The sequence below is a fragment of the Nocardia sp. KT25-26 genome, assembly GCF_056627695.1.
This window is the reverse complement of record NZ_CM152813.1, coordinates 3,793,891-3,818,378: the sequence shown is the minus strand read 5'-3', so window position 1 is coordinate 3,818,378 and position 24,488 is coordinate 3,793,891. Positions and strand designations below refer to the sequence as shown.

Genomic DNA, 24,488 nt, shown 5'->3' with positions numbered 1-24,488 from the left:
AGGAGACTCATGATCACACTGCGTCAGCACGCCGTCTCCATCGTGGCGGTCTTTCTCGCGCTGGCCGTCGGGGTGGTGCTGGGGGCGCAGACCGTAGCCGCGGATCTGCTGACCGGGCTACGGTCGGATCGTACCGAACTCCGGGACCGGGTGGACGCGCTGACCACCGAGAACGCGCAGCTCGCTGCGCAGCTCGGCGCGGCCGACCGGTTTCTGGCGGGCGCCGGGGAGCGGGTGCTCGCCGGCGCGCTGTCCGAGCGCAGTGTGTTGATCGTCACGGCCCCCGGAGCCGACCCGGGCGATGCCGAGGCGGTGACTGCCGCGCTGCGCACCGCCGGCGCCGAGGTCACCGGCCGGGTCGCGTTGACCGGGGCCTTCACCGATCCGATGGCGGGTGACCGGATGCGGACCATGCTGACCGATCTGGTGCCGGCCGGGGTCAGCTTGCAGACCGGCGCCGTCGACCAGGGCAGCATGGCCGGTGACCTGCTCGGTGCGGTGCTGCTGCTGGACCCGGTGCACAACGCGCCGCGCGGCACCCCGCAGGAGCGGGAGCTGGTGTTGACCACGCTGCGGGGCGGAGGATTCCTGGACTTCGCGCACCCGCCCGCACCGGCACAGCTGGCCGTCGTGCTGACGGGGGCGGAGGCCGGCGCACCGGAGGCCGGTGCGGCGGTCGCACATTTCGCGGTCGCGTTGCGCGGCCGGAGCGCAGGCACCGTGCTCGCCGGCCGGTCGACCGGCGACGGCGGGACGGGGGCGATCGCGGTACTGCGTTCGGATGCCGGTCCCGCGGCCGCGGTGACCTCGATCGACCATGTTGACCGGGAAATCGGCCGGATGGCAACGGTTCTGGGGCTGCGCGAGCAGCTGAACGGTGGTTCGGGGCGGTACGGGATCGGTGCCGGCGCCGTGGCGCTGACACCGGCGGCGGGCTGATCCGGGCGACCGGCGTGCGGGCATACGCCGGGCTCGCCGGCGGCGACGTTGCTCACAACCGGCCGGTATGCGGCCCTGATCAGGTCCGGCGCGCGGGTGGCCGACCGGCGTGGGGTGCAAACGCCCGGCGGTGCGGGTGTTACTGTGAAGTCCCGTGGGTCAAACACGGAATCAGGCTCGAATCGCCACCAAGCACATCTTCGTCAGCGGTGGTGTCGCCTCCTCTCTGGGTAAGGGTCTTACCGCTTCCAGCCTCGGTCAATTGCTGACCGCGCGGGGGATGCGGGTGACGATGCAGAAGCTGGACCCGTACCTGAATGTCGATCCGGGCACCATGAACCCGTTCCAGCACGGTGAAGTGTTCGTGACCGAGGACGGCGCGGAGACCGATCTGGACGTCGGGCACTACGAGCGGTTCCTGGACCGGGATCTGTCCCAGGACGCCAACGTGACGACCGGTCAGGTGTACTCGTCGGTGATCGCCAAGGAGCGGCGCGGCGAATATCTCGGCGATACGGTCCAGGTGATCCCGCACATCACCGACGAGATCAAGAACCGGATCATGGCGATGACCGGGCCGGACCTGCAGGGTTATGCGCCCGATGTGGTGATCACCGAGATCGGTGGCACGGTCGGTGACATCGAATCGCAGCCGTTCCTGGAGGCCGCCCGGCAGATTCGGCACGATGTCGGCCGCGACAACGTCTTCTTCCTGCACGTGTCGCTGGTGCCGTATCTGGCGCCGTCCGGGGAACTCAAGACCAAGCCCACCCAGCATTCGGTCGCCGCGCTGCGCAATATCGGCATCCAGCCCGATGCACTGATCCTGCGCTGTGATCGCGAGGTCCCGCAGGGACTGAAGAACAAGATCGCGCTGATGTGCGACGTCGATGTCGAGGCCTGCATCTCCACTCCGGACGCGCGGTCGATCTACGACATTCCGAAGGTGCTGCACAGCGAGGGCCTGGATGCGTACGTGGTGCGCAAGCTCGGCCTGCCGTTCCGGGACGTGGACTGGACGGTGTGGGGCGATCTGCTGGACCGGGTGCATTCGCCCCGGGAATCGGTCGAGGTCGCGCTGGTCGGCAAGTACGTCGATCTGCCCGATGCGTACCTGTCGGTGACCGAGGCGCTGCGGGCCGGCGGGTTCGCACACCGGACGAAGGTGAACATCCGGTGGGTGCCGTCGGACGAGTGCGAGACCGAGGCGGGTGCCGCCGCCGCGCTGCGCTCGGTGGACGCGGTGCTGATCCCCGGCGGATTCGGGATCCGGGGCATCGAGGGCAAGCTCGGGGCGATCCGCTATGCGCGCACCCGCGGGATCCCGCTGCTGGGCCTGTGCCTGGGTCTGCAGTGTGTGGTGATCGAGGCGGCCCGCGAGGCCGGGCTCGTCGACGCCAACTCCGCAGAGTTCGAACCGGACACCCCGAATCCGGTGATCTCCACGATGGCCGACCAGGAGCAGGCCGTTGCCGGGGAGGCCGATCTGGGCGGCACGATGCGGCTGGGCGCCTATCCGGCGGTACTGGACAAGGGCTCGGTGGTGGCCCAGGCCTACGGCACTGCGGAGGTGTCGGAACGGCACCGGCACCGGTTCGAGGTCAACAACGCCTACCGGGATGTCATCTCGCGCAGCGGGCTGGTGTTCTCCGGCACCTCCCCGGACGGACATCTGGTGGAATTCGTCGAGTACCCCGCCGATGTTCACCCGTTCCTGGTGGCCACCCAGGCGCATCCGGAGCTCAAGAGCCGGCCGACCCGCCCGCATCCGCTGTTCGCCGCGCTGATCGCCGCGGCGTTGAAATACAAACTCGCCGAACGGCTGCCCGTAGACTTGCCGGAGGAGGAGCTCGCCGAGCAGGCGAACCGCGGGTGACTGCGGTGGGCCGGAGGCGGAACGACGGGCGGGAGACGATGAACGCACACCCCGGGGCGCACGAGTTCGAGACCTTGTCCAGCGAGGTCGTCTATCAGGGCGCCATTCTGGCCTTGCGGCTGGACGAGGTCGTGATGCCCGGTGGCCGGGTCGCGCGGCGTGAAGTGGTGGAACATCACGGTGCCGTGGCGGTGGTCGCGCTCGACGAATCGGACAACGTGATGCTGATCCGGCAGTATCGGCATCCGCTGGGTACTCGGCTGCTCGAGCTGCCCGCCGGGCTGCTCGACATCCCCGGCGAGGATCCGCTCACCGCGGCCCGGCGGGAACTGGCCGAGGAGACCGGGCTGGCGGCCCGGGACTGGTCGGTTCTGGTCGATGTCGCGTTGTCGCCCGGTTTCACCGACGAATCGCTGCGGGTGTTCCTGGCCCGCGGGCTGAGCGTGACCGACCGGCCTGAACCCGAACACGAGGAAGCCGATCTGCAGGTGGTGCGGATGCCGGTGCCCGAGGCGGTGCGGGCCGCATTGGCCGGGGAGATCGTGAATGCGACCGCGGTCTCGGGCATTCTGGCGCTGGCGGCGTCCCGGGCGGCGGAGACGCCGTTGCGGCCTGCGGATGCACCGTGGCCGGATGCGCCGACCGCCTTGCTGGCCCGGCAGGCCGCTCAGCGGCCCGGCGGGGCGTAGAAACCGGAACCGGGCCGCCGCATGCTGGGCCGGGAGATCGACGCATACCTCGACCACTTGGCGGTCGAGCGCGGCGCGGCGCGCAACACCCTCGGGGCCTATCGGCGAGATCTGGCCCGGTACCGGGATTTCCTCGCCGGGCGCGGTATCACCGCACTCGGTGCGGTGGCCCGGGACGATGTCGCCGAATTCACGGTGTTCCTGCGCACCGGCGGGCCGGAACGCCCGCCGCTGGCGCCCGGTTCGGTGGCCCGTGCCCTGATCGCGGTGCGTGGACTGCACCGCTTCGCTCTGTCCGAGGGGTTGACCGAGATCGACGTGGCCCATGCCGTGAAACCACCGGCGCCGGGGCGCCGGCTGCCCAAGGCGCTGCCGTACGACCAGGTGCTGCGCCTGCTGGAAGCGGCCGGCGGGGCGGTACCGGACGAGGCGACCGGGGAGCAGCCCGCCGGGGCCGACGGCGGCCCGCGCGGCCTGCGCGACCGCGCGATGCTCGAACTGCTCTACTCGACCGGGGCCCGGATCTCGGAGACCGTGGGGCTGGACGTCGACGATCTGGACAGCGCCGAACGCTGCGTGGTGCTGCACGGAAAGGGCGGTAAACAGCGGCTGGTGCCGATCGGCCGCCCGGCACTGGCTGCCGTCGACGCGTACCTGGTGCGCGGCCGACCGGTGCTGGCGGCCCGCGGCGGTGGCAACGGTGCCCTGTTCCTGAACGCCCGGGGCGGCCGGCTGTCCCGGCAGAGCGCCTGGCAGGTGCTGCAGACGGCGGCCGGTCGAGCCGGTATCGGCACCGATGTCTCGCCGCATACGCTGCGCCATTCCTTCGCCACCCATCTGCTCGACGGTGGTGCGGATGTGCGGGTGGTGCAGGAGTTGCTCGGGCACGCGTCGGTGACCACCACCCAGATCTATACGCTGGTGACCGTGAGTACCCTCCGGGAGGTATGGGCGACCGCCCATCCCCGGGCACGGTGAACACGCCAGGCGGAACCACGGGTACCGGACGGAGTCGGGCGGTAGCGTCTACCCCGAGCCGGACCGAACGACGGTGAGGCCGGGATCGGCTCGGCCTCGCTACTCTCGACAGGGGTTACCTGCGCAGAACGTATAAGGAGCAGCGGATCGTGACGACAGCCGGCGCGGCAGAACCGCCGATGGGTGACCACGACGCGGTGGCGCCGTGGGACGAGGGTGCCGTACCCGTGCCCGAGACCCCGGATCTGGGGCCGACCGGTCGTCCCCTGCGCTCCCTGCCCGACCCGCCCGCCCCGCAGCGGGACGGTAACGGCCTCGTGGTCGCCATGTGCAATCAGAAGGGCGGGGTGGGTAAGACCACGTCCACGATCAACCTGGGTGCGGCACTGGCCGAGTTCGGCCGCAAGGTGCTGCTCGTCGACCTGGACCCGCAGGGCGCCCTGTCGGCGGGGCTCGGGGTGGCCCACCACGATCTCGATCTCACCGTGCACAACCTGCTGATCGGCACCAAGACCTCGGTCGACGACGTGCTGATGTCGACCAAGGTCGACGGGATGGATCTGCTGCCCAGCAATATCGACCTGTCCGCCGCGGAGATCCAGCTGGTCAACGAGGTCGGGCGGGAGCAGTCGCTGGGCCGGGCCCTGGCCCCGGTGCGGGACCGCTACGACTACATCCTCATCGACTGCCAGCCCTCGCTCGGCCTGCTCACCATCAACGCCCTGGCCTGCTCCGACGGCGTGATCATCCCGATGGAGTGCGAGTACTTCTCGTTGCGCGGGCTGGCGCTGCTCAACGACACCGTGGAGAAGGTGCGGGACCGGTTGAACCCGGCGCTGACCCTGTACGGCATCGTGGTCACCATGTTCGATGCGCGGTTGCTGCATTCGCGTCAGGTGATGGCGCGAGTGGTCGAAGTGTTCGGGGAGCTGGTCTACGACTCCGCGATCTCGCGGACCGTCCGGTTCCCCGACGCCAGTGTCGCGGGCGAGCCGATCACCACGTGGGCGCCGAAATCCGGGGGCGCCGAGGCTTATCGGGCGATGGCGCGGGAAGTCATCCACCGGTCCGGCCGGTGACCGGCGACGCCGAGCCCACCACGGCGACCGACGCCGCCGGCGACGGTTTCCACCTGCGTCTGGCCAATTTCGAGGGCCCGTTCGATCTGCTGCTGACCCTGATCAGTTCCCGCAAACTGGACGTCACCGAGGTCGCGCTGCACCAGGTCACCGACGAATTCATCGCCTACACCCGGGCGCTGACCGCGCGGCTCGCCGATGAGCAGCAATTGCGGGCCGACACCGTGCTGGATCGGACCACCGAGTTCCTGGTGGTCGCCGCCACGCTGCTGGACCTGAAGGCGGCCCGGCTGCTGCCGTCCGGCGAGATGACCGACGCCGAGGATCTGGAACTGCTCGAGGCCCGGGATCTGCTGTTCGCCCGGCTGCTGCAATACCGGGCGTTCAAGCAGGTGGCCGAGCTGCTCGCCGAACTCGAGGGGGTCGCGCTGCGCCGGTATCCCCGGTCGGTCGGGCTGGAGGAACGGTTCGCGGGGCTGTTGCCGGAGGTTACTCTCGGAGTGGACGGCGCGGGATTCGCGCAGATCGCCGCGGCGGCGTTCCGGCCGCGCCCGAAAGCCACGGTGGGTCTGGACCACCTGCACCAGCACACTGTATCGGTCGCCGAACAGGCGGCGCTGGTCCTGGCCCGGCTGCGCGAACGTGGCCCCGGCGGTTGGACGACCTTCGCGGAACTGGTCGCCGACTGCACCGAACCGGTACAGATCGTAGCTCGCTTCCTGGCGCTGCTGGAGCTCTATCGCGGCCGGACGATCGAGTTCGATCAGCCGGATCCGCTGGGTCCGCTGGCAGTGAGCTGGCTGGGTGAGAGTGAGCCGGACGCGGTGACCATCGAGGAGGACTACGGGTGAGGTGTTCGGATGAGTGAGGCAGTGGTGGAGATCACCGAGGAACCACTCGACGAGGCCGAACTGCGCAGCGCGCTGGAGGCCATGTTGCTCGTGGTGGACTCTCCGGCGCCCACGGAACAGCTGGCCGCGGCGGTGGACGACAGCGCCGAGCGGGTGGACTCGGTGCTGCGGGCGATGGCGGCGGAGCTCACTGCCCGCGGCAGCGGGATCGACCTGCGTTTCGTCGGGGACGGTTGGCGCTTCTATACTCGTAACGAGTACGCACCGTACGTGGAACGCGTGCTGCTCGACGGCGCCCGGACCAAACTGACCAGGGCGGCCCTGGAAACCCTGGCGGTGGTGGCCTACCGCCAGCCGGTGACCCGGAGCCAGGTCGGTGCCGTGCGCGGCGTGAACGTCGACGGCGTCATGCGCACTCTGCTGGCCCGGGGATTGATCGCCGAGGCCGGTCAGGACCCGGAAACCAACGGCACCCGGTACTGCACCACCGAGCTGTTCCTGGAGCGGATCGGGCTCGCCACACTGAGCGACCTGCCGCCCCTGGCGCCGCTGCTGCCGGGCGTCGACCTGATCGACGAGATCAACGAGAGCCTGGAGACCGATCCCCGGTACACCAGGCTGCAGAAACCTGCCGAGGCCGACCTGGACCTCGGTACCGACGATTGACAGGACAGATGAATCCTTCCGCTCGCCGAGATGGCACACCGGACCGTAGAAGACACCGCGACCAGCCGGGTCGCGCCGCCACCGGCCGCAACGGCGCCCGTGGCGATTCCGGCACCGAGCGCCGCACCGGCGGCCGGGCCGGCAAGCCCCAGCGTCGCGGCGGCACCGACCAGCCCCGGCGCGGCGCCGACGGGCGCGCAACGGGGGAGAACCGCGGCGGAGCCGCTCGGGCCGGGACCGGCGCGGGACAGCGTGGTGCGAGCGGCGGTCGGCGCGGTCCTGCTCCGGACCGCCGGGCCGCCGGGGCCGAGCGGCGACCGTCGGGTAACCGCCGGAGTGGACCGGCCGATCGGTCCGGTCGGCCGACCAGGAGTACCGGTGCCCAGCGCACGCCCGCGACGCCGGTACCGAACAACGCCAAACCGGCCCGGCATCAGCACGTCGACACCGAGGCGACGGGCCCGAAGAAGCTCCCGTGGGGTGAAGGGGAACGACTGCAGAAGGTGCTCGCCCGTGCGGGTGTCGCTTCGCGGCGGACCGCGGAGGAGATGATCGCGCAGGGCCGCGTCGAGGTCGATGGTGCGCTGGTCCGGGAACAGGGGCTGCGCATCGACCCGGAGACCGCCGTGGTCCGGGTGGACGGGACCCGCGTCGTCGTGCGCGAGGAACTGGTGCACCTGGCGCTCAACAAGCCGCGCGGCTGGCAGTCGACCATGTCCGACGATCTCGGCCGTCCGTGCGTCGGCGATATCGTCGCGGAGCGGATCGCCGCCGGCCAGCGGTTGTTCCATGTCGGCCGGCTGGATGCCGATACCGAAGGGCTGCTGCTGCTGACCAACGACGGCGATATGGCGCACCGCCTGATGCACCCGTCGTTCGAGGTGTCCAAGACCTACCTCGCCACCGTGCAGGGCGAGGTCAACCATCGGCTGGTCGGCAAGCAGTTGCGCAACGGGGTGGAACTCGACGACGGCTCGGCCGCCGTGGACCGGTTCGTCGTGCTCGAGGTCAACGAGGGCAGGTCCCTGGTGAAAGTGGTGCTGCACGAGGGGCGCAAGCACATCGTGCGGCGGTTGCTCGACGCGGTCGGGCACCCGGTGATCCGGCTGGTCCGCACCCATATCGGGCCGGTGGCACTGGGTGATCAGCGCCCGGGCACGCTGCGGGTGCTCGGCCGCGACGAAATCGGCAAACTCTACGAGGCGGTGTCATTGTGAACGGAGTGGATCGTTCGACGGGCAGCGAGCGGCTGACCGGGGACGCGCCCCTGGTGGTAGCGATGGACGGGCCGTCGGGCACCGGGAAGTCGAGTGTCTCCCGGGCGCTCGCGCGCCGCCTGCACGCCCGGTATCTCGATACCGGCGCCATGTATCGGGTGGCGACACTGTACGTGCTGCGGGCCGGTACCGATCTCGATGATCCGGCGGCGATCGCCGCTACGGTGGCGGCGCTGCCACTGACTATCGGGACCGATCCGGAACGAGAAGTGATCGAACTGGACGGCGTGGACGTATCGGCCGAGATCCGGGGTGCCGAGGTCACCAAGGCGGTGTCCGCGGTGTCCGCGGTTCCTGCGGTGCGTGAAGATCTGGTCGCCCGGCAGCGTGCGATCACGGCCACCGCAGGTCGGATCGTCGTCGAAGGCCGCGATATCGGCACCGTGGTCCTGACCGGTGCCGACGCCAAGATCTACCTGACCGCGTCCGCGGAAGCCCGGGCGGACCGCCGCAACCAGCAGAACATCCGGGAAGGGCGCGGCGACGACTACGCCGCCGTGCTCGCCGATGTCCAGCGCCGCGACCATCTCGACTCGACCCGTACGGTGTCACCGCTTCGCCCGGCCGCCGACGCGGTCCGGGTGGACACCAGCGAACTCACCCTGGATCAGACCATCGACGAGCTGTATCGGGTGGTGGGCCGGCAACTCGCGGCGCTCACTGCGCACACCGTCTCGGCAGGAGGAACCCGATGACCGAGGACGTGCTGGCCGGTGACGGCGTCTGGATCGACGAAACCGATTGGGAGATCGCCGATCTCGACGGCGCTGCGGACGAGGACGCCGAGTTCGCGATGCCGACGCTGGCCGTCGTGGGTCGGCCCAACGTCGGCAAATCGACACTGGTGAACCGGATCCTCGGCCGGCGCGAGGCCGTCGTGGAGGATATTCCCGGGGTCACGCGCGACCGGATCTCCTACGAGGCGAACTGGGCCGGTCGCCGGTTCCTGGTGCAGGACACCGGTGGCTGGGAGCCGGATGCCAAGGGGCTGCAGCAGCATGTCGCGCGGCAGGCCGAGGTGGCGATGCAGACCGCGGATGCGATTCTGCTGGTGGTCGATGCGAATGTCGGCGCCACCGCGACGGATGAGGCCGCGGTGAAGAAGCTGCGCCGCTCCCGGATTCCGGTGATCCTGGTCGCCAACAAGGCCGACGACCAGCAGCGCGAACTCGAAGCGGCCGGACTGTGGTCGCTGGGCCTCGGCGAGCCGCGGATGGTGTCGGCGGCGCACGGCCGCGGTACCGGCGATCTGCTCGACGATGTGCTCGAGGTACTGCCCGAAACACCGCGGCAGGACACCGGCGGTCCCGGACCGCGCCGGGTGGCGTTGGTCGGCAAGCCGAACGTGGGCAAGTCCAGTTTGCTGAACAAGCTGGCCGACGACGAGCGGTCGGTGGTGCACGATGTCGCGGGCACCACGGTGGATCCGGTGGATTCGCTGGTGGAACTCGGCGGCAAGGTGTGGAAGTTCGTCGACACCGCCGGTCTGCGCCGGAAGGTCGCCAACGCCAGTGGTACCGAGTACTACGCCTCGCTGCGGACCAAATCCGCCCTGGAAGCGTCCGAGGTGGCGATCATGCTGATCGATGCCTCGGTGCCGATCACCGAACAGGATCTCCGGGTGATCGGTCTGGTCGCCGATTCCGGCCGGGCGCTCGTGCTGGCGTTCAACAAATGGGATCTGGTGGACGAGGACCGGCGCCTGCAGCTGGAACGGGAGGTCGATCGGGAACTGGTCCGGGTGCCGTGGGCGCAGCGGGTGAACATCTCCGCGCATACCGGCCGAGCCGTGCAGAAGCTGGTTCCGGCGATGGAGACGGCGCTGGACTCCTGGGACAAGCGGATCCCGACCGGCCGGCTGAACTCCTGGCTCAAGGACGTGATCGCGGCGACGCCGCCGCCGATGCGGGGTGGGCGGCTGCCTCGGGTCCTGTTCGCGACCCAGGCGGGCACCCGTCCGCCGACCTTCGTCCTGTTCACCACGGGCTTCCTGGAGGCCGGCTATCGCCGCTTCCTGGAACGGCGGCTGCGTGAGGAGTTCGGGTTCCAGGGCTCACCGGTACGGATCTCGGTGCGGGTCCGGGAGAAGCGCAACCGCAAGTAGTGCCGTCGATCAGGTGGCGCGGTGTTCGCGCACCGCGCCACCTCCGTAGACCACCCGCCCCCAGACCAGCGCCATCAACTCCACCCATCGTTCGGCATCGATGTCGTTGTCGTCGCCGGCGAACTCGCGCAGCATCTCCAGCGCGAAGGCGGTGAGCGCGAAGGCCATCGTCTCGGGGTCGCCGTCGAGTGCGAGTCCGGTGGCCTGCTGGTCGCGGATCCGGTCGACCAGGCCGGTACGCAGGACCCGGAAGGTGGACTGCAGCGCGGTCCGGACGTCCTGGTCGTGGTTCGCGGTCTCCAGGGCGGCCGCCACGATCGCCCGGTGCGGTTCCACGAATCCGACCGCGGCCCGCAAGGCCTGCGGCAACTGCTCCGGGCCCGACGGCCAATCCTCGATCCGCCTGCTCATCTGCTCGGTCACCGGTGCCAGCACCTCGACGACCAGCTCGGCCAGCAGCTGGTTCTTGTCGGCGTAGTGGCTGTAGAACGCGGGCCGGGACACCCCGGCGCGGTCGCTGAGTTGCTTGATCGTGATCTCCGCGAACGGCACGTCCGCCGACAGTAGGTCACGCAGCGCGGCCCGCAGTTCCGTGCTCACCTGGATGCGTCGCGCTTTTGCGCTGGTCCTGTTGGGCGCCACGGGATGCACCTCCTTGTCCGGGCCGATATCGCACAGCTGTCCGACGGAAGACCGACAGCTGTCAGAGTTCCGACTATACCGGGTTGCCGAAACGCTTCGGTGACCTCCGTCGGGGTCCGGTTCGGCGGGAATGCCGGTAACGGTTGGATAAATCACGCGGGCGGAATTCGATCGACCGGCGGTCGGCGCGGGGGATATCTGCGAGGTCAGTATGCGAACAGGGGAGCTGTTCGCGCCGTTACCCGCCCGTTTCGTACAGGTGTTCTATGTGATGCAGATCACATAATGCTTGGATATCCGATAGCTGGGCGGCACAGTAGGGATTGCTGAACGATAACCATTCGCAGTCCGATCGGCGTCGAATCGATCGGCTGCGGCCGGCGGAATCGAACATTCGTGGATCCGGGGCGGGTGCGGATCCGGGCCGTGTCGGGGCGGCCGCTCGGAAGGGAATCATCATGACCCTTGCCTCAGCAGAACACACCGACAAAAGCAAATTTCTGGCAATCGAACCCGAGGTGGACTCGACGATGGGTCCGCTGGGCCTGCCGGCGATCGTGCTCGGATTGCTGTTGCTCGGATCGGGGCTGGCGGCCCTGCTCCGCATCGGCGACTGGGCGGGCAACTACGGAACCGTCCTGGTCTACCTCGCGTACGGCTTGTACCTGGCACTGGCGCTGCGGGTGCTGCACTGGGGAATCGCCGTCAAGCTGGCACCCGGCGAATCCGACGTCGATCCCACCACACCAGGGCAGGCTCGGTGAGCCGGGCTGCGACCGGTCCGACCACCGCCATGATCAGCACGTAGGTCGTCGCCAGGGCGGCGAACTCGGCCGGTACCGCGCCGGTGGCCACCGCCAGCCCGGCGATGACGATCGAGAACTCGCCGTGCGCGATCAACGCGGTTCCGGCGCGGGCCCGGCCGTAGCGCGATGATCCGGCCCGCTGGGCCGCCCACCATCCGGTCGCCACCTTCGCGACCGTGGTGACCACCGCCAGCCCCACCGCCCAGCCCAGGACCGGCGGAATGGTGGCCGGATCGGTGGTGAGTCCGAACAGGACGAAGAACAGCGCGGCGAACAGGTCCCGCAGCGGTTCCAGGATCCGGGTGGCATTGTGTGCGGTGTTGCCGGAGATGGCGATGCCGAGCAGGAATGCGCCCACCGCCGCGGACACCTGAAGTGCCGAGGCCGCCCCGGCCACCAAGAGTGCGGAACCGAGCAGCTTCAGCAGCATGATCTCGCGATCCGCACTGTCCACCATCATCGACACCACCCGCCCGTACCGCAGCGCGACCACCAGTACGACGGTGACCGTCAGCAGGGCGATGCCGATGGTGGTGAGCCCGGCGGCGAAACCGGCTCCGGCCAGGACCGCGGTGAGGACCGGCAGGTATCCGGCCATCACCAGGTCCTCGAAGACCAGCACCGACAGCACCGCCGGTGTTTCCCGGTTACCCAGCCGGCCGAGGTCGTCGAGGACCTTCGCGATGATGCCCGACGACGAGATGTAGGTGACCCCGGCCATCGCTATCGCCCCGGTGAAGCCCCAGCCCAGGGCCAGCGCGACGAGGACACCCGGAGTGGCGTTGAGCACGATGTCCAGCAGGCCGGCCGCCCATGATCGCCGCATGCCGGTGACCAGCTCGGCCGCGGTGTACTCCAGTCCGAGCAGCAGCAGGAGCAGGATGACGCCGATCTCGCTGCCGAGGTGGATGAATTCGTCGACGTGCTGCAGTTCCACCAGGCCGCCGGTGCCGAAGATCAGCCCGCCGATCAGGTACAACGGGATCGGTGACATACCGATGCGGGCCGCCAGCCGGGCGAGCAGGCCGAGCCCGAAGAAGACGGCGCCGAGCTGGATCAGGGCAAGGGCGGTATCGGATTCGATCACAGGTCAGCAGCGCCCCCGCATCCGGGCGATCGCACGAGCTGTACCGGTGGCTTGGTGATCTCGGTTCGCACGACATCACTCTAATCGGGCAAAACGGTGTGCTCCGGTGCGGTTACCCGGTGTCAGAGCACTACGACGCGGCCCATCGGTGCGGTGTCGTCCTGGGATTCCGTGCCGAGAACACCCCAGCGGTGCCGGGCCGCGCGGGCGGGGACCCCACCGGCGCTGCGGCCGATCTCCTCCCAGGATGCACCCCCGGCGCGGACGAACCGCACCGCTTCGGCGAGCCGCTGTTCGGCCTCCCGCAGCGAATCGTAGGCGAGCTGGACCGGGTACATGGCCTCGACGGTCTCGTGGTGTCCGGACCACTCGGCGAGCAGCCGGCACTCGAGGTCCGCGGACACCCGCCCGGACGGGCAGTGGATCTGCCGCGCGGCGAGGTCGTGATCATCCGGATGAGCGACTCGCGTCCAGACCGGCCCGCGCCAGCAGCCGCAGTCGCAGACGGCCTGCCAACCGGAGATGTCGTCGGGGGAGCGACGCTGGCACGGTGGTCCGACCAGATCGGCGCCGCCGGTCGTGGCGATCGGTCCGTCCAGCCAGCCGCGGCCGAAGGCACCGTCGGTGAACAGGTACGCCACCCAGGCGTGGTGACCGTCGATTGCTGTGCCCATGCCGACCACTGTGCTCATCCCGACTCTCCGTTGTGTCGAACCGAACCACCGAACGAACCCGCCGACCCGGTGACCGGGTCACCGCACCCCCCGGTGGCGTCCTGAAGACCGCACTCTCGGTTACATACAATGCCCCGGTCCGCGAGGGGCACGCAATGCGTGTGGCCCGATCTTGTGGACGGTCACGAATGCCGTGGTGCCGTGGTTGTCGCCCACGTCGAGGACCCGCTGCCGCCGCCGTCGGCGCTGCGCAGTCCGGTGAGTAGCCCGTCGTAGTCGAGCCAGCCCACCAGCGATCGCCGATCCCGGTCGACGACCGGAATGCCGGCGCCGTCGTGGCCGGTGAGTGCGGCGATCATCGCCGATACCGGTGCGTCGGCGGTGACCGTCGGTGGCAGCCGCAGCAGGGGCCGAACCGTCGCGGGTGGGTCGGTGTCGTCCAGCGCGGCGGCGAGATCCGCGGCGGTGACGCACCCGTGGTAGCAGCCGTCGGCACCCACCACCGGGAGCATGCCGGTACCGGTCCGATGCAGGGCGGCTGCGGCAGCGGTGAGGGAGCTGTCCTCCGGTAGCGGATCCGGTACCGGTGCGGCTATCGCGCCGGCGTGCAGTGCCGGATGGGTCCCGGCGCTGCGGTCGAGGTCGATGCCTCGCCGGAGCAGCTTGCGGGTGTAGATGGTGTCCTGCGAAAGCATCCGTGCAGTGAGCGAAGCCATCGCCACGGCTGCCATCAGCGGCAAGATGATCGCGTATTCACCGGTGAGCTCGAACAGGATGATCACCGCCGTGATCGGGGCCCGGGTGGCGCCGGCCAGTGCAGCTCCCATGCCGATCAGCCCGTACACGCCGGGCGACTCGGTCAGCGCCGGCAGCAGACCGTGGGCGATATCGCCGAAGGCCACACCCGCCATCGTGCCGATGAACAATGTCGGCGCGAACACCCCGCCGGATCCGCCGATCCCGAGTGTCAGACTGGTCGCGACGATCTTCCCGACCAGCAGCACGATCACCATCCCGATCAGGTACCGGCCTTCGATCGCCCCTTCGAGCACCGGATAGCCCACGCCGTACATCTGGGGCAGGGCGAGCAGGAACACGCCCAGTACGAGTCCGCCGACTGCCGGGCGGGCCCACTCGGGACCTCGCCAGATCCGGTCGCAGAGGTCCTCCACTCGGTAGAGAACTTTCGAGAATACGACGCCGACCACACCGGCGACGATGCCCAGCAGTAGGTACAGCAGGTACTCGACCGGATGGCGCACCCCGAATTGCGGCAGGGACAGAAAAGGTTCGTCACCGAGCACGGCCCGGCCGATCACACTGGCGGTGACGCTGGAGAGCACCACCGCGGCGAACGATTCGACCGCGAAGTTGCGCAGGATGAGTTCCATTGCGAAGAACGGGCCTGCCAGTGGTGCATTGAAAGTCGCCGCGATGCCACCGGCGGCGCCACAGGCGACCAGCAGGCGCATCCGTGGCGCATCCAGTCGCAGCCATTGCGCCACGGTGGATCCGGCCGCCGACCCGATCTGCACAATCGGGCCTTCGCGGCCCACCGAACCGCCGCCGCCGATGCACAGGGCCGAGGCTGCGGCCTTCACCAGGGCCACCCGGGGCTTGATCCAGCCGCCCCGTTCGGCGACCGCGTACATCACCTCGGGGACGCCGTGTCCTCGTGCTTCGGGGGCGAACCGGTAGACCAACGGTCCGTAGATCGCGCCCGCGACCATCGGTGCCAGCAGTACGAACCAGAATCCCAGCCAGGGAACGTGGGTGCTGGGCACCCGGCCCAGCCCTGCGTAGTCCGCATACCCGGTGAATATCCAGGTCAGTCCGGCCACCAGATGGTGGAAGCCGACCGCGCCGAGCCCGGTCACGATGCCGACCAGGACGGCCAGCGGCACCGTTGCGGACGAGCTTTCCCGTAGCCATCGCCCCAGCGATTCCCGGCGCGGCATCGGGATGATCTGCCGGATCGACGGGGCATCTGCCGAACCAATCACAGAAGCATTATGCAACAGTTGCCATGTGCAATCGTCGTTGGCGTCGTGTTCTGCGCTGGAACGCCGGTAGTGACGGGCAAGATGGGAGGTGAGCGGACGGCGACGAGGAGGTTGTGGTGACGGACCCGGCGAATGCGGTGACGAGCGAACCGGTGGGGGCGATCACCGATGCGTTGCTGACGGCTTCGCGGGTACTGGTCGCCATCTCGGCCCGTTCCATCGCCGAGGTCGACGACGCCATCACCATTCCGCAGTTCCGTACGCTCGTGGTGCTGTCCACCCGGGGACCGGCCAACCTCGCCACCCTGGCGTATGCCCTGCAGGTACAGCCGTCGACGGCCACCCGGATGGTCGATCGGCTGGTCAACGCCGGCCTGCTGGATCGTCGGCCGAATCCGGACACCCGGCGGGAACTGCTGGTCGAACTCACCCGTCGTGGCCGCGAGGTGGTCGACGAGGTCACCGCCCGGCGGCGTACCGAGCTGGCCGAACTGGTCGTGCAGATGCCCGAAGGTGACCGCACCGGCCTGCTGCGTGCCCTGACCGCCTTCTCGGCGGCCGCAGGAGAACCCGCGGTGCTCGGCGAGGAACTGTACTGACGAACGGGTCCGTGCCGCACCGCACTATTCGTCCAGTGCGGCGAGTTTCCGTGCCAGTACGGTGCGCTCCCGGTCGTTGCCGCAGCGGCGGGCGGCGAGGGTCAGCTCGGCACGCGCTTCTTCGGTACGGCCCAGCCGGGCCAGCAGCTCGCCGCGGACACCGGGCAGCAGATGCGATCTCGGCAGGGCCCCGGCGGCCCGGAGGTCGTCGACCAGCGGTAGCGCGGCCCTCGGTCCGCGGGCCATCGCGACGGCCACTGCACGGTTGAGCTCGACCACCGGTGAGGGCGTGAGCTGGACGAGTCCGTCGTAGAGCGCGACGATCCGCGCCCAGTCGGTCGAGTCGACCGAATCGGCGACGGCATGGCATTCGGCGATGGCGGCCTGCAGGCCGTAGGCACCCAGCCCGCGGCCCACGGCGGCCGCCCGAGCCAGCGCGGCCCGGCCACGGCGGACGGCGCTGTGATCCCATCGGCGCCGATCCTGGTCTTCCAGCAGAATCGGCTCGCCGTCCGGCCCGGTCCGAGCCGGGAACCGGGCAGCGGTGAGCTCGAGCAGGGCGAGCAGACTGTGCACCTCCGGTTCGCCGGGCACCAGGTGGGCGAGCACCCGGGCGAGCCGCTGCGCCTCACCTGCCAGATCGAACCGGATCAGTTCGGTGCCCGCACCGGCCGAGGAGCCCTCGGTGAAGATCAGGTACACCACATTCAGCACCGACGTCAGTCGTTCCGCTCGCTCGGCGGCGGGCGGAACTTCGAAGGGCACCTGCGCGGCACCGAGGGTCTTCTTCGCCCGGGTGATCCGGGCCTGCACGGTCGCGGTCGGCACCAGGAAGGCCCGGGCGATCTCGTCACTGGTCAGTCCGCCGACCACACGCAGCGTCAACGCGACGCGGGCCTCCCGGGACAGTATCGGATGGCAGGCGATGAACATCAGTGCGAGCACGTCGTCGTCGATGCGGTCGGGATCCCACAGCACCGCATCGGCGGTGCGCGGGGGATCGGCCGGGGCGCCGCCCGCCGCGGTGCCGCCCTCGCCCAGCTCCCGGGCGAGGGCGGCGTAGCGATCGTCCCGGGCCGCGCGCCGCCGGAACAGATCGATGGCCCGGCGGCGGCCGCAGGTCAGCAACCAGCCGGCCGGGGCGGCCGGTACCCCGTCCCGGGGCCAGGTCACCAATGCTTCGGCCAGCGCTTCCTGGGCGAGGTCCTCGGCCAGCGAGAAGTCACCGGTGTAGCGGGCCAGCGCACCGACGATCCGGGCGGATTCGATCCGCCAGACCGCGGCCACGGCCTCGCGCCCACCCGTTCCCGGATCACTCATCTCCGCAGCGGCCGGTCAGAGCTGTCCGGTCGCTTCGCGCCAGGCTTTCTCCTTCTGGATCCACTCGTTGTCCTGCGGGAACTCGTCGATCGTGGGCACGCGCCGGATCTCGGTCTTGAACCCGGGACCGGTGATCGGCGACCGCTTCGCCCATTCGATCGCTTCCTCCTTGGAAGCCACATTCAGGATGTAGAAGCCGCCGAACAGCTCCTTGGTCTCGCCGTAGGGGCCGTCGGTCACCACCGGGGTGCCGGAAGAGAAGTCGACCACCACACCGTCCGCGGCGTCGTCCAGGCCTTCCGCCGCCACCAGCACACCGGCCCGGATCAACTCCTCATTGTAGCGGCCGACGGTTTCCAGCATCTTGTCGAAATCGAATTCGCCCATCTGCGCGAAGGCTTCGTCGGTGGCCCGCATGATCAGCATGTACTTCATCTCGTACTCCTCGTGGTCGTCCGGGTCCTCTCTGGACCCTTGCACCCCTAGGTCGAACGGGCAACACGATGAATCGACACGTCCGGAAAAAAAATTCTCGCGGTCGGTGCTCGGTGCCGCCGCGCCGCCGTTCACCGCCGGGCCCGCGAGGGCGGACCGGGTCCGATTCGTGCGGGAGGCCCGGTGATCGTGCGTATGATTCCGATACCCGATCACCCGTGCCCCGGCCCGGTACGGCGTGTCTGTGCGCCGGATCGAGCCGGCCGACCCCGAAGCGATGGACGGTGCGCAGCGAGCTCGATCCCGCCCCGACGAGTTATATCGGCCGCGTGGCCGAAGCCGACGCCGTCCTGCAACTGCTGGACAACAGTCCGATAGTCTCCGTGACCGGACCCGGCGGGCTGGGTAAGACCCGGCTGGTCCGCCGCCTGGCAGCCGGTCTCGCACAGCGCTACGACGACGGCGTCTTCCTGGTCGAACTGGCCGGTTTGCGGCACGGTGCCGAGGTCGCCGGCGCCGTCGCCGCGGAACTCGGCCTGCGGTTGGGTGGCCGGGACTCGGCGATCGAGCGGGTGGTGGAGCATCTGCGGCCGCGGGCACCGCTGCTGGTCCTGGACAACTGCGAGCACCTGCTCGGCGCATGCGCGGATCTGGTGGCGGCGATCGTGGCCGGCTGCCCCGGTGCGACGGTGCTGACCACCAGTCGGCAATCGCTGGGTGTGGTCGGGGAAATGGTGTACCGGGTCCCGCCACTGGATGTTCCCCCGCCCGGTACCGCCGAACCCGCCGCACTGGCGGACAGTGCGGCAGTGGCGCTGCTGGTGGACCGGGCCCGGGCGGTTCGGACGGACTTCCGGATCACCGAGAGCAATGCGACCGATATCGCCCGGCTCTGCCGGATGCTCGACGGGGTGCCGCTGGCGATCGAACTGGCCGCCGCGCGACTGCGGGCCCTGTCACCGGGACAGGTGGTGCAGCGCTGGTCCGGCGGTCTCGCCTTGCCCACGGCGTGGTCGCACGGCGTGCCGGACCGGCAGGTCACCGTCCGCGCGACCGTGGACTGGAGCTTCGGCCTCTGCACCGAGGCGGAACGCACGGTGTGGGCACATCTGTCGGTCTTCCAGGGCTGGTTCGACCTCGAGGCGGCCGAATACGTGTGCGCGGAAACCGAAATCGGCCCCGCCGCGGTCGAGGTGATCGACGCGCTGGTGGACAAGTCGATCCTGGAACGCCGCGGCGAAGATACGGTGCACTACCGGCTGCTGTGGGCGCTGCGCGAATACGGTGCCGAACGGCTGATCGAATCGGGCGGCGCCGGCCGGGCGCGGCGGCGGCACCGCGATTGGTTCCGTCGCGTGGTGGCCGAGGCCGATGCGGATTGGCTGGGGCCGCGCCAGCCCGTACTGCTGCGGCGGCTGCAGGTCGCCCTCCAGGACCTACGGGTAGCCCTCGCCTGGTCACTACAGGAACCGGGGGAGGCCGGCGCCGCGGTCGAGATCGCCGGGCGAGTCGGTGAATTCTGGACGTCGATCGGCGCGGACCGGGAGATACGTGAGTGGCTGCGACAGGCGATCGCGGCCGCGCCGGACCACCCGGACGTGGTCCGGGCCTGGGGTGAAGCCGCCATGCACTCGCTGTGGCTCAACGACCACGAAGCCGTCCGGCGGGAGGCGGACACCGCGATGGCGCTGACCGCGACGGCGCGGAATCCGGCACTGTCGATCGGGTGGATCATGGCGGTGCGCGGTCATCTCGCCCAGATCGAGACCCGCCAGGACGAGGCCCGCGCCTATTCGGCGGCCGCCGTCAGCACCCTGCATCTGTGCGGTGAAGAGCGGCTGGCGATGCTGCCACGCTGCACCCATGCGCTCGCGGTGGCGGTCACCGACCCGGATCGCGGCCTGCCGCTGCTGCACGAGATCGTCGCATTCTGCGAACAACGCAGCGACGTGTGCTACCGGGCCATCGCCATGTTCGGGATCAGCCTGATCGAACTGCTCGGCGGGCGATTCGATGCCTCCGAGGAGGTGTCGCGCCGGACACTGTCCGCCACCCACGAGTGGGGCAGCCGGTTCGGCGACGCCTACCACGTGGAGACGCTGGCCTGGGCGGCGTCGGCCCGCGGCCGGCACGAGCGGGCCGCGACCCTGTTCGGTATCGCCGCCGTCGCCTGGGAGAAGGTGGGCCCCGACCCGTCGGTGCACCTGCGCTGGCCACACGACCGGTTTCAGGGGGCCACCGAACAAGCCCTGGGACCGGACGCATTCACCCGCGCCTACACCACAGGCCGGGCGATGCCGTTGCCGGAGGCGACCGAGTTCGCCCTGTCCCGGGAGACGCCGGTCCGCGACGACGGCACCGCGCCGCTGACCGCGCGTGAGTACGAGGTGGCGCGCCTGGTCGCCCAAGGCCTGACCAATCGGGCCATTGCCGAGCAGTTGGTGATCGCGCCCCGCACCGTGGACACCCATGTCGGGAACATTCTCACCAAATTGGACCTGGCGAACCGGGTCGGTATCGCCGGCTGGGTCGCCCAGCGGGTGCCGGTGGAGACCTAGGTCACAAGATACGTAGTTCTACCGATGCCCCCGGTATTCGGGGCGCGGCACGATGGCCTCCATCGAAGCATGTGAGGAGTACCGGATGCCGAACGATGTCACGGGGGTTGTGCTGCTCGACCGGGGAGCGGCGATGTCACCGGGCAGCTTGCCGACCGAACGGCCACTGCCCGATCTCGACCGGCTGGCCGCCCATCTGGTGTCCGCCGGACTCTTCCCGGGCTCGGGGGAAGCGCGCCGGCAGCAGATCCGGGTGGTCGCCCAGTGCTGCCTGGAACTGATGAACGGGCTGCGTACCGGCGACGACACCGAGGCGGCGGCCGACCGGCTCGAGAGGGCCGCCCTGGAGTTCGCGCGCGACGGCCTCGGAATCGAAGCGGTGCTCGGGGCGCTGCACCGGGGCGTGCGGATCGGGCTGGAACTGGCCACCGGAGACCCGGACGGCGCTGACGCAGCGGCCGCGCTTCGGCTGCTCGACCTGGCGAGCACCGTCATCGCGCGCGCCTACATCCACTATGCGCGGGAGTCGGCCGAGCCGGCCCGGGACGCCTTCGCGGCGGCACTGCTGGCCGGGAAACCGAGCGTATCGATGGCCCGCAACTGCGGAGTCGACCTCACTACGGATTACTGGGTACTGGCCGTCGGCATCGGCCGCGATCCCGGCGTCGGCGACGAGGGAGTCGACGGCCGGGTCAACGCTCGCCGAACCCTGGCCCGGATCCGTACCGAACTGGCCTGCTGGTCCCGGGACGCGGCGCTGCCGGTGCTGTCTGTGGACGGCGGCACGATTCTGCTGCCCGCGCCGGAAATTCCGGACGCCGACCTGGACACGCTCGTCACCGATCTCTCCCGGGCGGCGCGCGGGCCGGTGGTCGCCACGGTCGTGCATGCGCCGGTCGGCGATGTCCCGGCGGCCGCCGAACGGGCCCACGATCTGCTCGGTGTCGTGCACCGAATCGGTGGCTGTTCGGGCCTGTACCGCTTCCGGGATCTGGCCCTGGAATACCAGCTCACCCGGCCCGGACCCGCACGTGAATATCTGCGTACGTTGCTCGACCCGCTGGCCGGCCATCCGGAATTGCTGGAGACGCTGCGTTGCCACGTCGGAAACAATCTGAACCGGAAACGCACCGCCCGAATGCTGCATCTGCACACCAACTCGGTCGACTACCGGCTCAAGCGCATCGCCGAACTGACCGGCTACGACCCCACCCGGTGCGCGGACCTGTGGCATCTGCGGTCCGCACTGATCGTGACCGGTCGGGCACCGGCCGAACATCCGGGAACCACCGGCCGGTCCGCTCCGGTCCGCTCCGCCCCCGCTGCGGTACCCGGTCGGCCGGTGGTGTCGTAGGGCGCCGGGCGATTCGGGCGCCTGCTTCCGGTGTGGCGGACGAGGCGCTCACCCGGCATTGCACTCGGCGAGAATCCCACCGAGAATCCGGGCGGCCTCCGGATAAGCGCCCGGATTCGGCCCCGCGTAGGTGAGCCGCAGATAGGGGCCGGTGGGTTCGGCGGGGAACCACTCGGTGCCGGGGGCGACGATCACCGATGCTTCGGCGCAGTCCCGGACCACGCGGGGCAGCTCGGTACCGTCCGGCAGTCGTACCCACAGGTTCAATCCGCCCCGGGGCACCGATTCGACGTAGGCGGCGGGCACGTGCTCGCGGAGCGCATCCACCAACAGGTCCCGGCGCTCGGCGAGCTGGTGTCGCAATCGGCGGCGGTAGCTGCGCCAGCCGGGCTGGGTGACCACATCCAGGGCCGCCGACTGCAGTATTCCGCTGACGTACATCGATTCGGCTCGCACGTCGGCGAGGATTCGGTCGCGGGCCGGGCCCCGTGCCACCACCCCGGCCACTCGGACGGCGGGTGACACGCTCTTGGTCAGCGAGCGCAGGTAGATGACGTGTCCGCTGCTGTCCCGGGTCGCCAGGGGTACGGCCTCGGCGTCGATGCCGAAATCGTGGGCCCAGTCATCCTCGATCAGGAAGGCGCCGGAGCGGTGTATCAGGTCGACAACCCGGTCACGCAGGTCCGGTGACCATTGTGCGCCGGTCGGATTCGCGAAGTTCGGCTGGGCGTAGAACGCGCGGGCCCCGGTCCGCCGGAAGGCGCGGGCGAGTTCGTCCGGATCCGGCCCGTTCGCGCCGCTGGGTACCGGTACCAGGTCTACTCCCGCCTGGCCGGCCGCGATAATGGCTCCCCAATAGCTGGGTGATTCGATCAGCAGTGGGCGGCCCCGGCCGACCAGAGCCCGGAACACGGTGCACAGCCCGCTCTGGCTGCCGGGCACGACGACCACATCGCGGGCTGCCGGGGGAGCGGCGTCGGCCGGTGTCCGGGTGCCCAGTTCGGCGGCGAACCAGGCCTGGAGTTCCGGTAGTCCGGCCGAGGGTGGCCGGCCGACGGCAGCCGCACTTCGGGCGGTACGGGCGAACGCCGCGCGGACCAGCCGTTCGGGTAGCAGTTCGGCGGCTGGGTATCCCGAGTGCAGTGCGATCACATCGTTGGGTGTGCTGCGCAGCGCAGCGGCAGGCGGCGGTGCGGGCTTCGGCGGGGCGCCCAGTGCCGCGGTCTGCCAGCCGTAGTCGAACGGTCGGGGCGACCGGGCCGTACGCACGAAGGTTCCGATGCCAGGGCGGGTTTCGACCAGACCCTCGGCCACCAAGGTGCGCAGCGCCTGCTGCACCGTGACCGGGCCGACGCCGTACTGCGCCACCAACGCCCGGGTCGACGGCAGCTTCGCACCGGGTGTGGCGGTGGTTGTCCAGGCGCGCAGTTCCGCCGCGATCCGGGAGCTGCTATTCTCGAACATGAGAGATCATAGTAGCGCTACTACCCCGATGTCATCGGTGCTATCGGAGCCCGGGTTGCGGTGGGGTCTGCTCGGAGTCACCGCCTTCTCCTTGACGGTCCCCGGCACCAAGCTCGCCGTGATCGGTGGGCTGCCCCCGCTGTTCGTCGGCACCGGCCGTGCTGTTGTCGCTGCCGTGCTCGCCGCTCTCGCGCTGGCGCTGACCGGGCAACCGCTGCCACACGGCCGGCAATGGCTGCGACTGGTCGTGGTCGGTGGTGGGGTCGTCGCGGGGTTTCCCATCCTGACCTCGCTGGCGCTAGACAGCACTTCGGCCGGCCACGGTGCCGTCGTGATCGCAGTGCTGCCCGCGGCCACCGCGGTGGCCGCGGTCCTGCGCACCGGGGAACGCCCGCCGCCGGCCTTCTGGGGTGCGGCCGGGGCGGGCGTGGCCGCCGCGGTGGTCTTCGCCGGTGTCCGGGACAACGGCCTCGGCGCGCTGGGTGCCGCCGACCTGTTGCTCTTCGGTGCGGTCCTCGCCGCGGCGATCGGATATGCCGAGGGTGGGATGCTCGCCCGCGAGCTCGGGGCCTGGCAGACGGTGTCCTGGGCACTGGTGCTGTGGGCGCCGGCGATGACGGCGGCCACGGTGTTGTCGTCGGCGTGGCAGCCGCCTGCCGGTACGGTCGCCGGCTGGGCCGCGTTCGGCTACCTGGCGGTGGTGAGCATGTACCTGGGTTTCTTCGCCTGGTATCGGGGCCTGGCGGCCGGTCCGATGACCCGCGTCGCACAGGTGCAGCTCGTGCAGCCCGTCTTGACCCTCGGCTGGGCCGCCGTGCTGCTGGCCGAACCGCTGACCCGGCCGCTCGCGATCGGCGCACTGGTGGTGATCGTCTGTGCGGCGACCGCCGTCCGGGTCCGGTCCGGCGCCGCCGCACCCACCCCCGACAGCCCCGGGCGGCATCGCTCCGTCCGGGCGCGACTCGGCCGTCCGGCGGATCCGTCCCGGCCGGGCGACCGATCCGGTCCGGCGGTTCCGGTGGTCGAACCGCGTTCCGAGTGACTCGGGTGGGAAGCGCTGTGCGGAAGCGGATCCCGGTGCGTGCGG

22 protein-coding genes are annotated in these 24,488 nt (G+C 70.0%); 15 read left to right on the top strand and 7 right to left on the bottom strand.

From position 1 onward, the window contains the following. Window positions 1-9 precede the first annotated feature (9 nt). The 10 genes from AC1HFH_RS17395 to der all read left to right on the top strand — a co-directional run bounded on the left by AC1HFH_RS17395 (window position 10) and on the right by der (window position 10,459). Window positions 10-939: a copper transporter gene (locus tag AC1HFH_RS17395; protein ID WP_480243846.1), complete on the top strand. Its 930-nt coding sequence runs from the start codon at window positions 10-12 to the stop codon at window positions 937-939. Window positions 940-1,093: 154 nt separating this feature from the next. Beyond that, the gene (locus tag AC1HFH_RS17390) at window positions 1,094-2,815 is read left to right on the top strand and encodes a CTP synthase (protein ID WP_480243845.1); all 1,722 of its coding nucleotides are present in this window, start codon (window positions 1,094-1,096) and stop codon (window positions 2,813-2,815) included. 38 nt (window positions 2,816-2,853) lie between these two features. Next, the gene (locus AC1HFH_RS17385; protein ID WP_480243844.1) at window positions 2,854-3,504 is read left to right on the top strand and encodes an NUDIX domain-containing protein; all 651 of its coding nucleotides are present in this window, start codon (window positions 2,854-2,856) and stop codon (window positions 3,502-3,504) included. Window positions 3,505-3,525: 21 nt separating this feature from the next. After that, on the top strand, window positions 3,526-4,482 hold the full coding sequence (locus tag AC1HFH_RS17380; protein WP_480243843.1) for a site-specific tyrosine recombinase XerD: 957 nt from the start codon (window positions 3,526-3,528) through the stop codon (window positions 4,480-4,482). Window positions 4,483-4,661: 179 nt separating this feature from the next. Beyond that, a complete protein-coding gene (locus tag AC1HFH_RS17375; protein WP_480247877.1) occupies window positions 4,662-5,561 on the top strand; it encodes a ParA family protein in 900 nt (299 codons plus the stop codon). Beyond that, complete coding sequence (locus tag AC1HFH_RS17370; protein WP_480243842.1) at window positions 5,558-6,412, top strand: segregation and condensation protein A; 855 nt, start codon at window positions 5,558-5,560, stop codon at window positions 6,410-6,412. The genes AC1HFH_RS17375 and AC1HFH_RS17370 overlap by 4 nt, the downstream gene beginning before the upstream one ends. Before the next feature lie 9 nt (window positions 6,413-6,421). Next, a complete protein-coding gene (scpB, locus tag AC1HFH_RS17365; protein WP_480243841.1) occupies window positions 6,422-7,078 on the top strand; it encodes an SMC-Scp complex subunit ScpB in 657 nt (218 codons plus the stop codon). A gap of 8 nt (window positions 7,079-7,086) precedes the next feature. Beyond that, on the top strand, window positions 7,087-8,295 hold the full coding sequence (locus AC1HFH_RS17360) for a pseudouridine synthase (RefSeq protein WP_480243840.1): 1,209 nt from the start codon (window positions 7,087-7,089) through the stop codon (window positions 8,293-8,295). 62 nt (window positions 8,296-8,357) lie between these two features. Further along, complete coding sequence (cmk, locus tag AC1HFH_RS17355) at window positions 8,358-9,050, top strand: (d)CMP kinase (RefSeq protein WP_480247876.1); 693 nt, start codon at window positions 8,358-8,360, stop codon at window positions 9,048-9,050. Continuing rightward, the gene (gene der / locus AC1HFH_RS17350; RefSeq protein ID WP_480243839.1) at window positions 9,047-10,459 is read left to right on the top strand and encodes a ribosome biogenesis GTPase Der; all 1,413 of its coding nucleotides are present in this window, start codon (window positions 9,047-9,049) and stop codon (window positions 10,457-10,459) included. Before cmk ends, der begins: the two co-directional genes overlap by 4 nt. A gap of 9 nt (window positions 10,460-10,468) precedes the next feature. Here the strand turns inward: der and AC1HFH_RS17345 are convergent, their stop codons facing one another. Next, entirely contained in the window at window positions 10,469-11,101 is a 633-nt protein-coding gene (locus tag AC1HFH_RS17345; RefSeq protein WP_480243838.1) for a TetR/AcrR family transcriptional regulator, read from the bottom strand. 458 nt (window positions 11,102-11,559) lie between these two features. Between AC1HFH_RS17345 and AC1HFH_RS17340 the strand changes: the two genes are divergently transcribed. After that, complete coding sequence (locus tag AC1HFH_RS17340) at window positions 11,560-11,865, top strand: hypothetical protein (protein WP_480243837.1); 306 nt, start codon at window positions 11,560-11,562, stop codon at window positions 11,863-11,865. On the opposite strand, the gene AC1HFH_RS17335 is transcribed toward AC1HFH_RS17340, so the two are convergent. The 3 genes from AC1HFH_RS17335 to AC1HFH_RS17325 form a co-directional block, all read right to left on the bottom strand. After that, window positions 11,807-12,994: a cation:proton antiporter gene (locus AC1HFH_RS17335; RefSeq protein ID WP_480243836.1), complete on the bottom strand. Its 1,188-nt coding sequence runs from the start codon at window positions 12,992-12,994 to the stop codon at window positions 11,807-11,809. The two genes, AC1HFH_RS17340 and AC1HFH_RS17335, sit on opposite strands and share 59 nt — an antisense overlap. 122 nt (window positions 12,995-13,116) lie before the next feature. Further along, window positions 13,117-13,686: a hypothetical protein gene (locus AC1HFH_RS17330; protein ID WP_480243835.1), complete on the bottom strand. Its 570-nt coding sequence runs from the start codon at window positions 13,684-13,686 to the stop codon at window positions 13,117-13,119. Window positions 13,687-13,850: 164 nt separating this feature from the next. Further along, entirely contained in the window at window positions 13,851-15,671 is a 1,821-nt protein-coding gene (locus AC1HFH_RS17325; protein ID WP_480243834.1) for a chloride channel protein, read from the bottom strand. Between the two features lie 113 nt (window positions 15,672-15,784). Here AC1HFH_RS17325 and AC1HFH_RS17320 point away from each other — a divergent pair, with 113 nt between their 5' ends. After that, entirely contained in the window at window positions 15,785-16,270 is a 486-nt protein-coding gene (locus AC1HFH_RS17320) for a MarR family winged helix-turn-helix transcriptional regulator (protein ID WP_480243833.1), read from the top strand. 24 nt (window positions 16,271-16,294) lie between these two features. Here the strand turns inward: AC1HFH_RS17320 and AC1HFH_RS17315 are convergent, their stop codons facing one another. Both AC1HFH_RS17315 and AC1HFH_RS17310 read right to left on the bottom strand, forming a co-directional pair. Further along, the gene (locus tag AC1HFH_RS17315; protein WP_480243832.1) at window positions 16,295-17,590 is read right to left on the bottom strand and encodes an RNA polymerase sigma factor; all 1,296 of its coding nucleotides are present in this window, start codon (window positions 17,588-17,590) and stop codon (window positions 16,295-16,297) included. A gap of 15 nt (window positions 17,591-17,605) precedes the next feature. After that, entirely contained in the window at window positions 17,606-18,025 is a 420-nt protein-coding gene (locus tag AC1HFH_RS17310; RefSeq protein WP_480243831.1) for a YciI family protein, read from the bottom strand. Window positions 18,026-18,309: 284 nt separating this feature from the next. Between AC1HFH_RS17310 and AC1HFH_RS17305 the strand changes: the two genes are divergently transcribed. After that, window positions 18,310-20,583 (top strand): LuxR C-terminal-related transcriptional regulator, encoded by a 2,274-nt coding sequence (locus tag AC1HFH_RS17305; RefSeq protein ID WP_480243830.1) that lies wholly within the window; start codon window positions 18,310-18,312, stop codon window positions 20,581-20,583. Window positions 20,584-20,668: 85 nt separating this feature from the next. Further along, window positions 20,669-21,937 (top strand): PucR family transcriptional regulator, encoded by a 1,269-nt coding sequence (locus AC1HFH_RS17300; RefSeq protein ID WP_480243829.1) that lies wholly within the window; start codon window positions 20,669-20,671, stop codon window positions 21,935-21,937. Between the two features lie 48 nt (window positions 21,938-21,985). On the opposite strand, the gene AC1HFH_RS17295 is transcribed toward AC1HFH_RS17300, so the two are convergent. Continuing rightward, window positions 21,986-23,401 carry an aminotransferase-like domain-containing protein gene (locus tag AC1HFH_RS17295; protein WP_480243828.1) on the bottom strand — a complete coding sequence of 472 codons (1,416 nt, stop codon included), beginning with the start codon at window positions 23,399-23,401 and terminating at the stop codon, window positions 21,986-21,988. Between the two features lie 28 nt (window positions 23,402-23,429). On the opposite strand from AC1HFH_RS17295, the gene AC1HFH_RS17290 reads away from it, so the two are divergent. Then, window positions 23,430-24,443, top strand: coding sequence for a DMT family transporter (locus AC1HFH_RS17290; RefSeq protein ID WP_480243827.1), 1,014 nt, complete (start codon window positions 23,430-23,432; stop codon window positions 24,441-24,443). Window positions 24,444-24,488 lie beyond the last annotated feature (45 nt).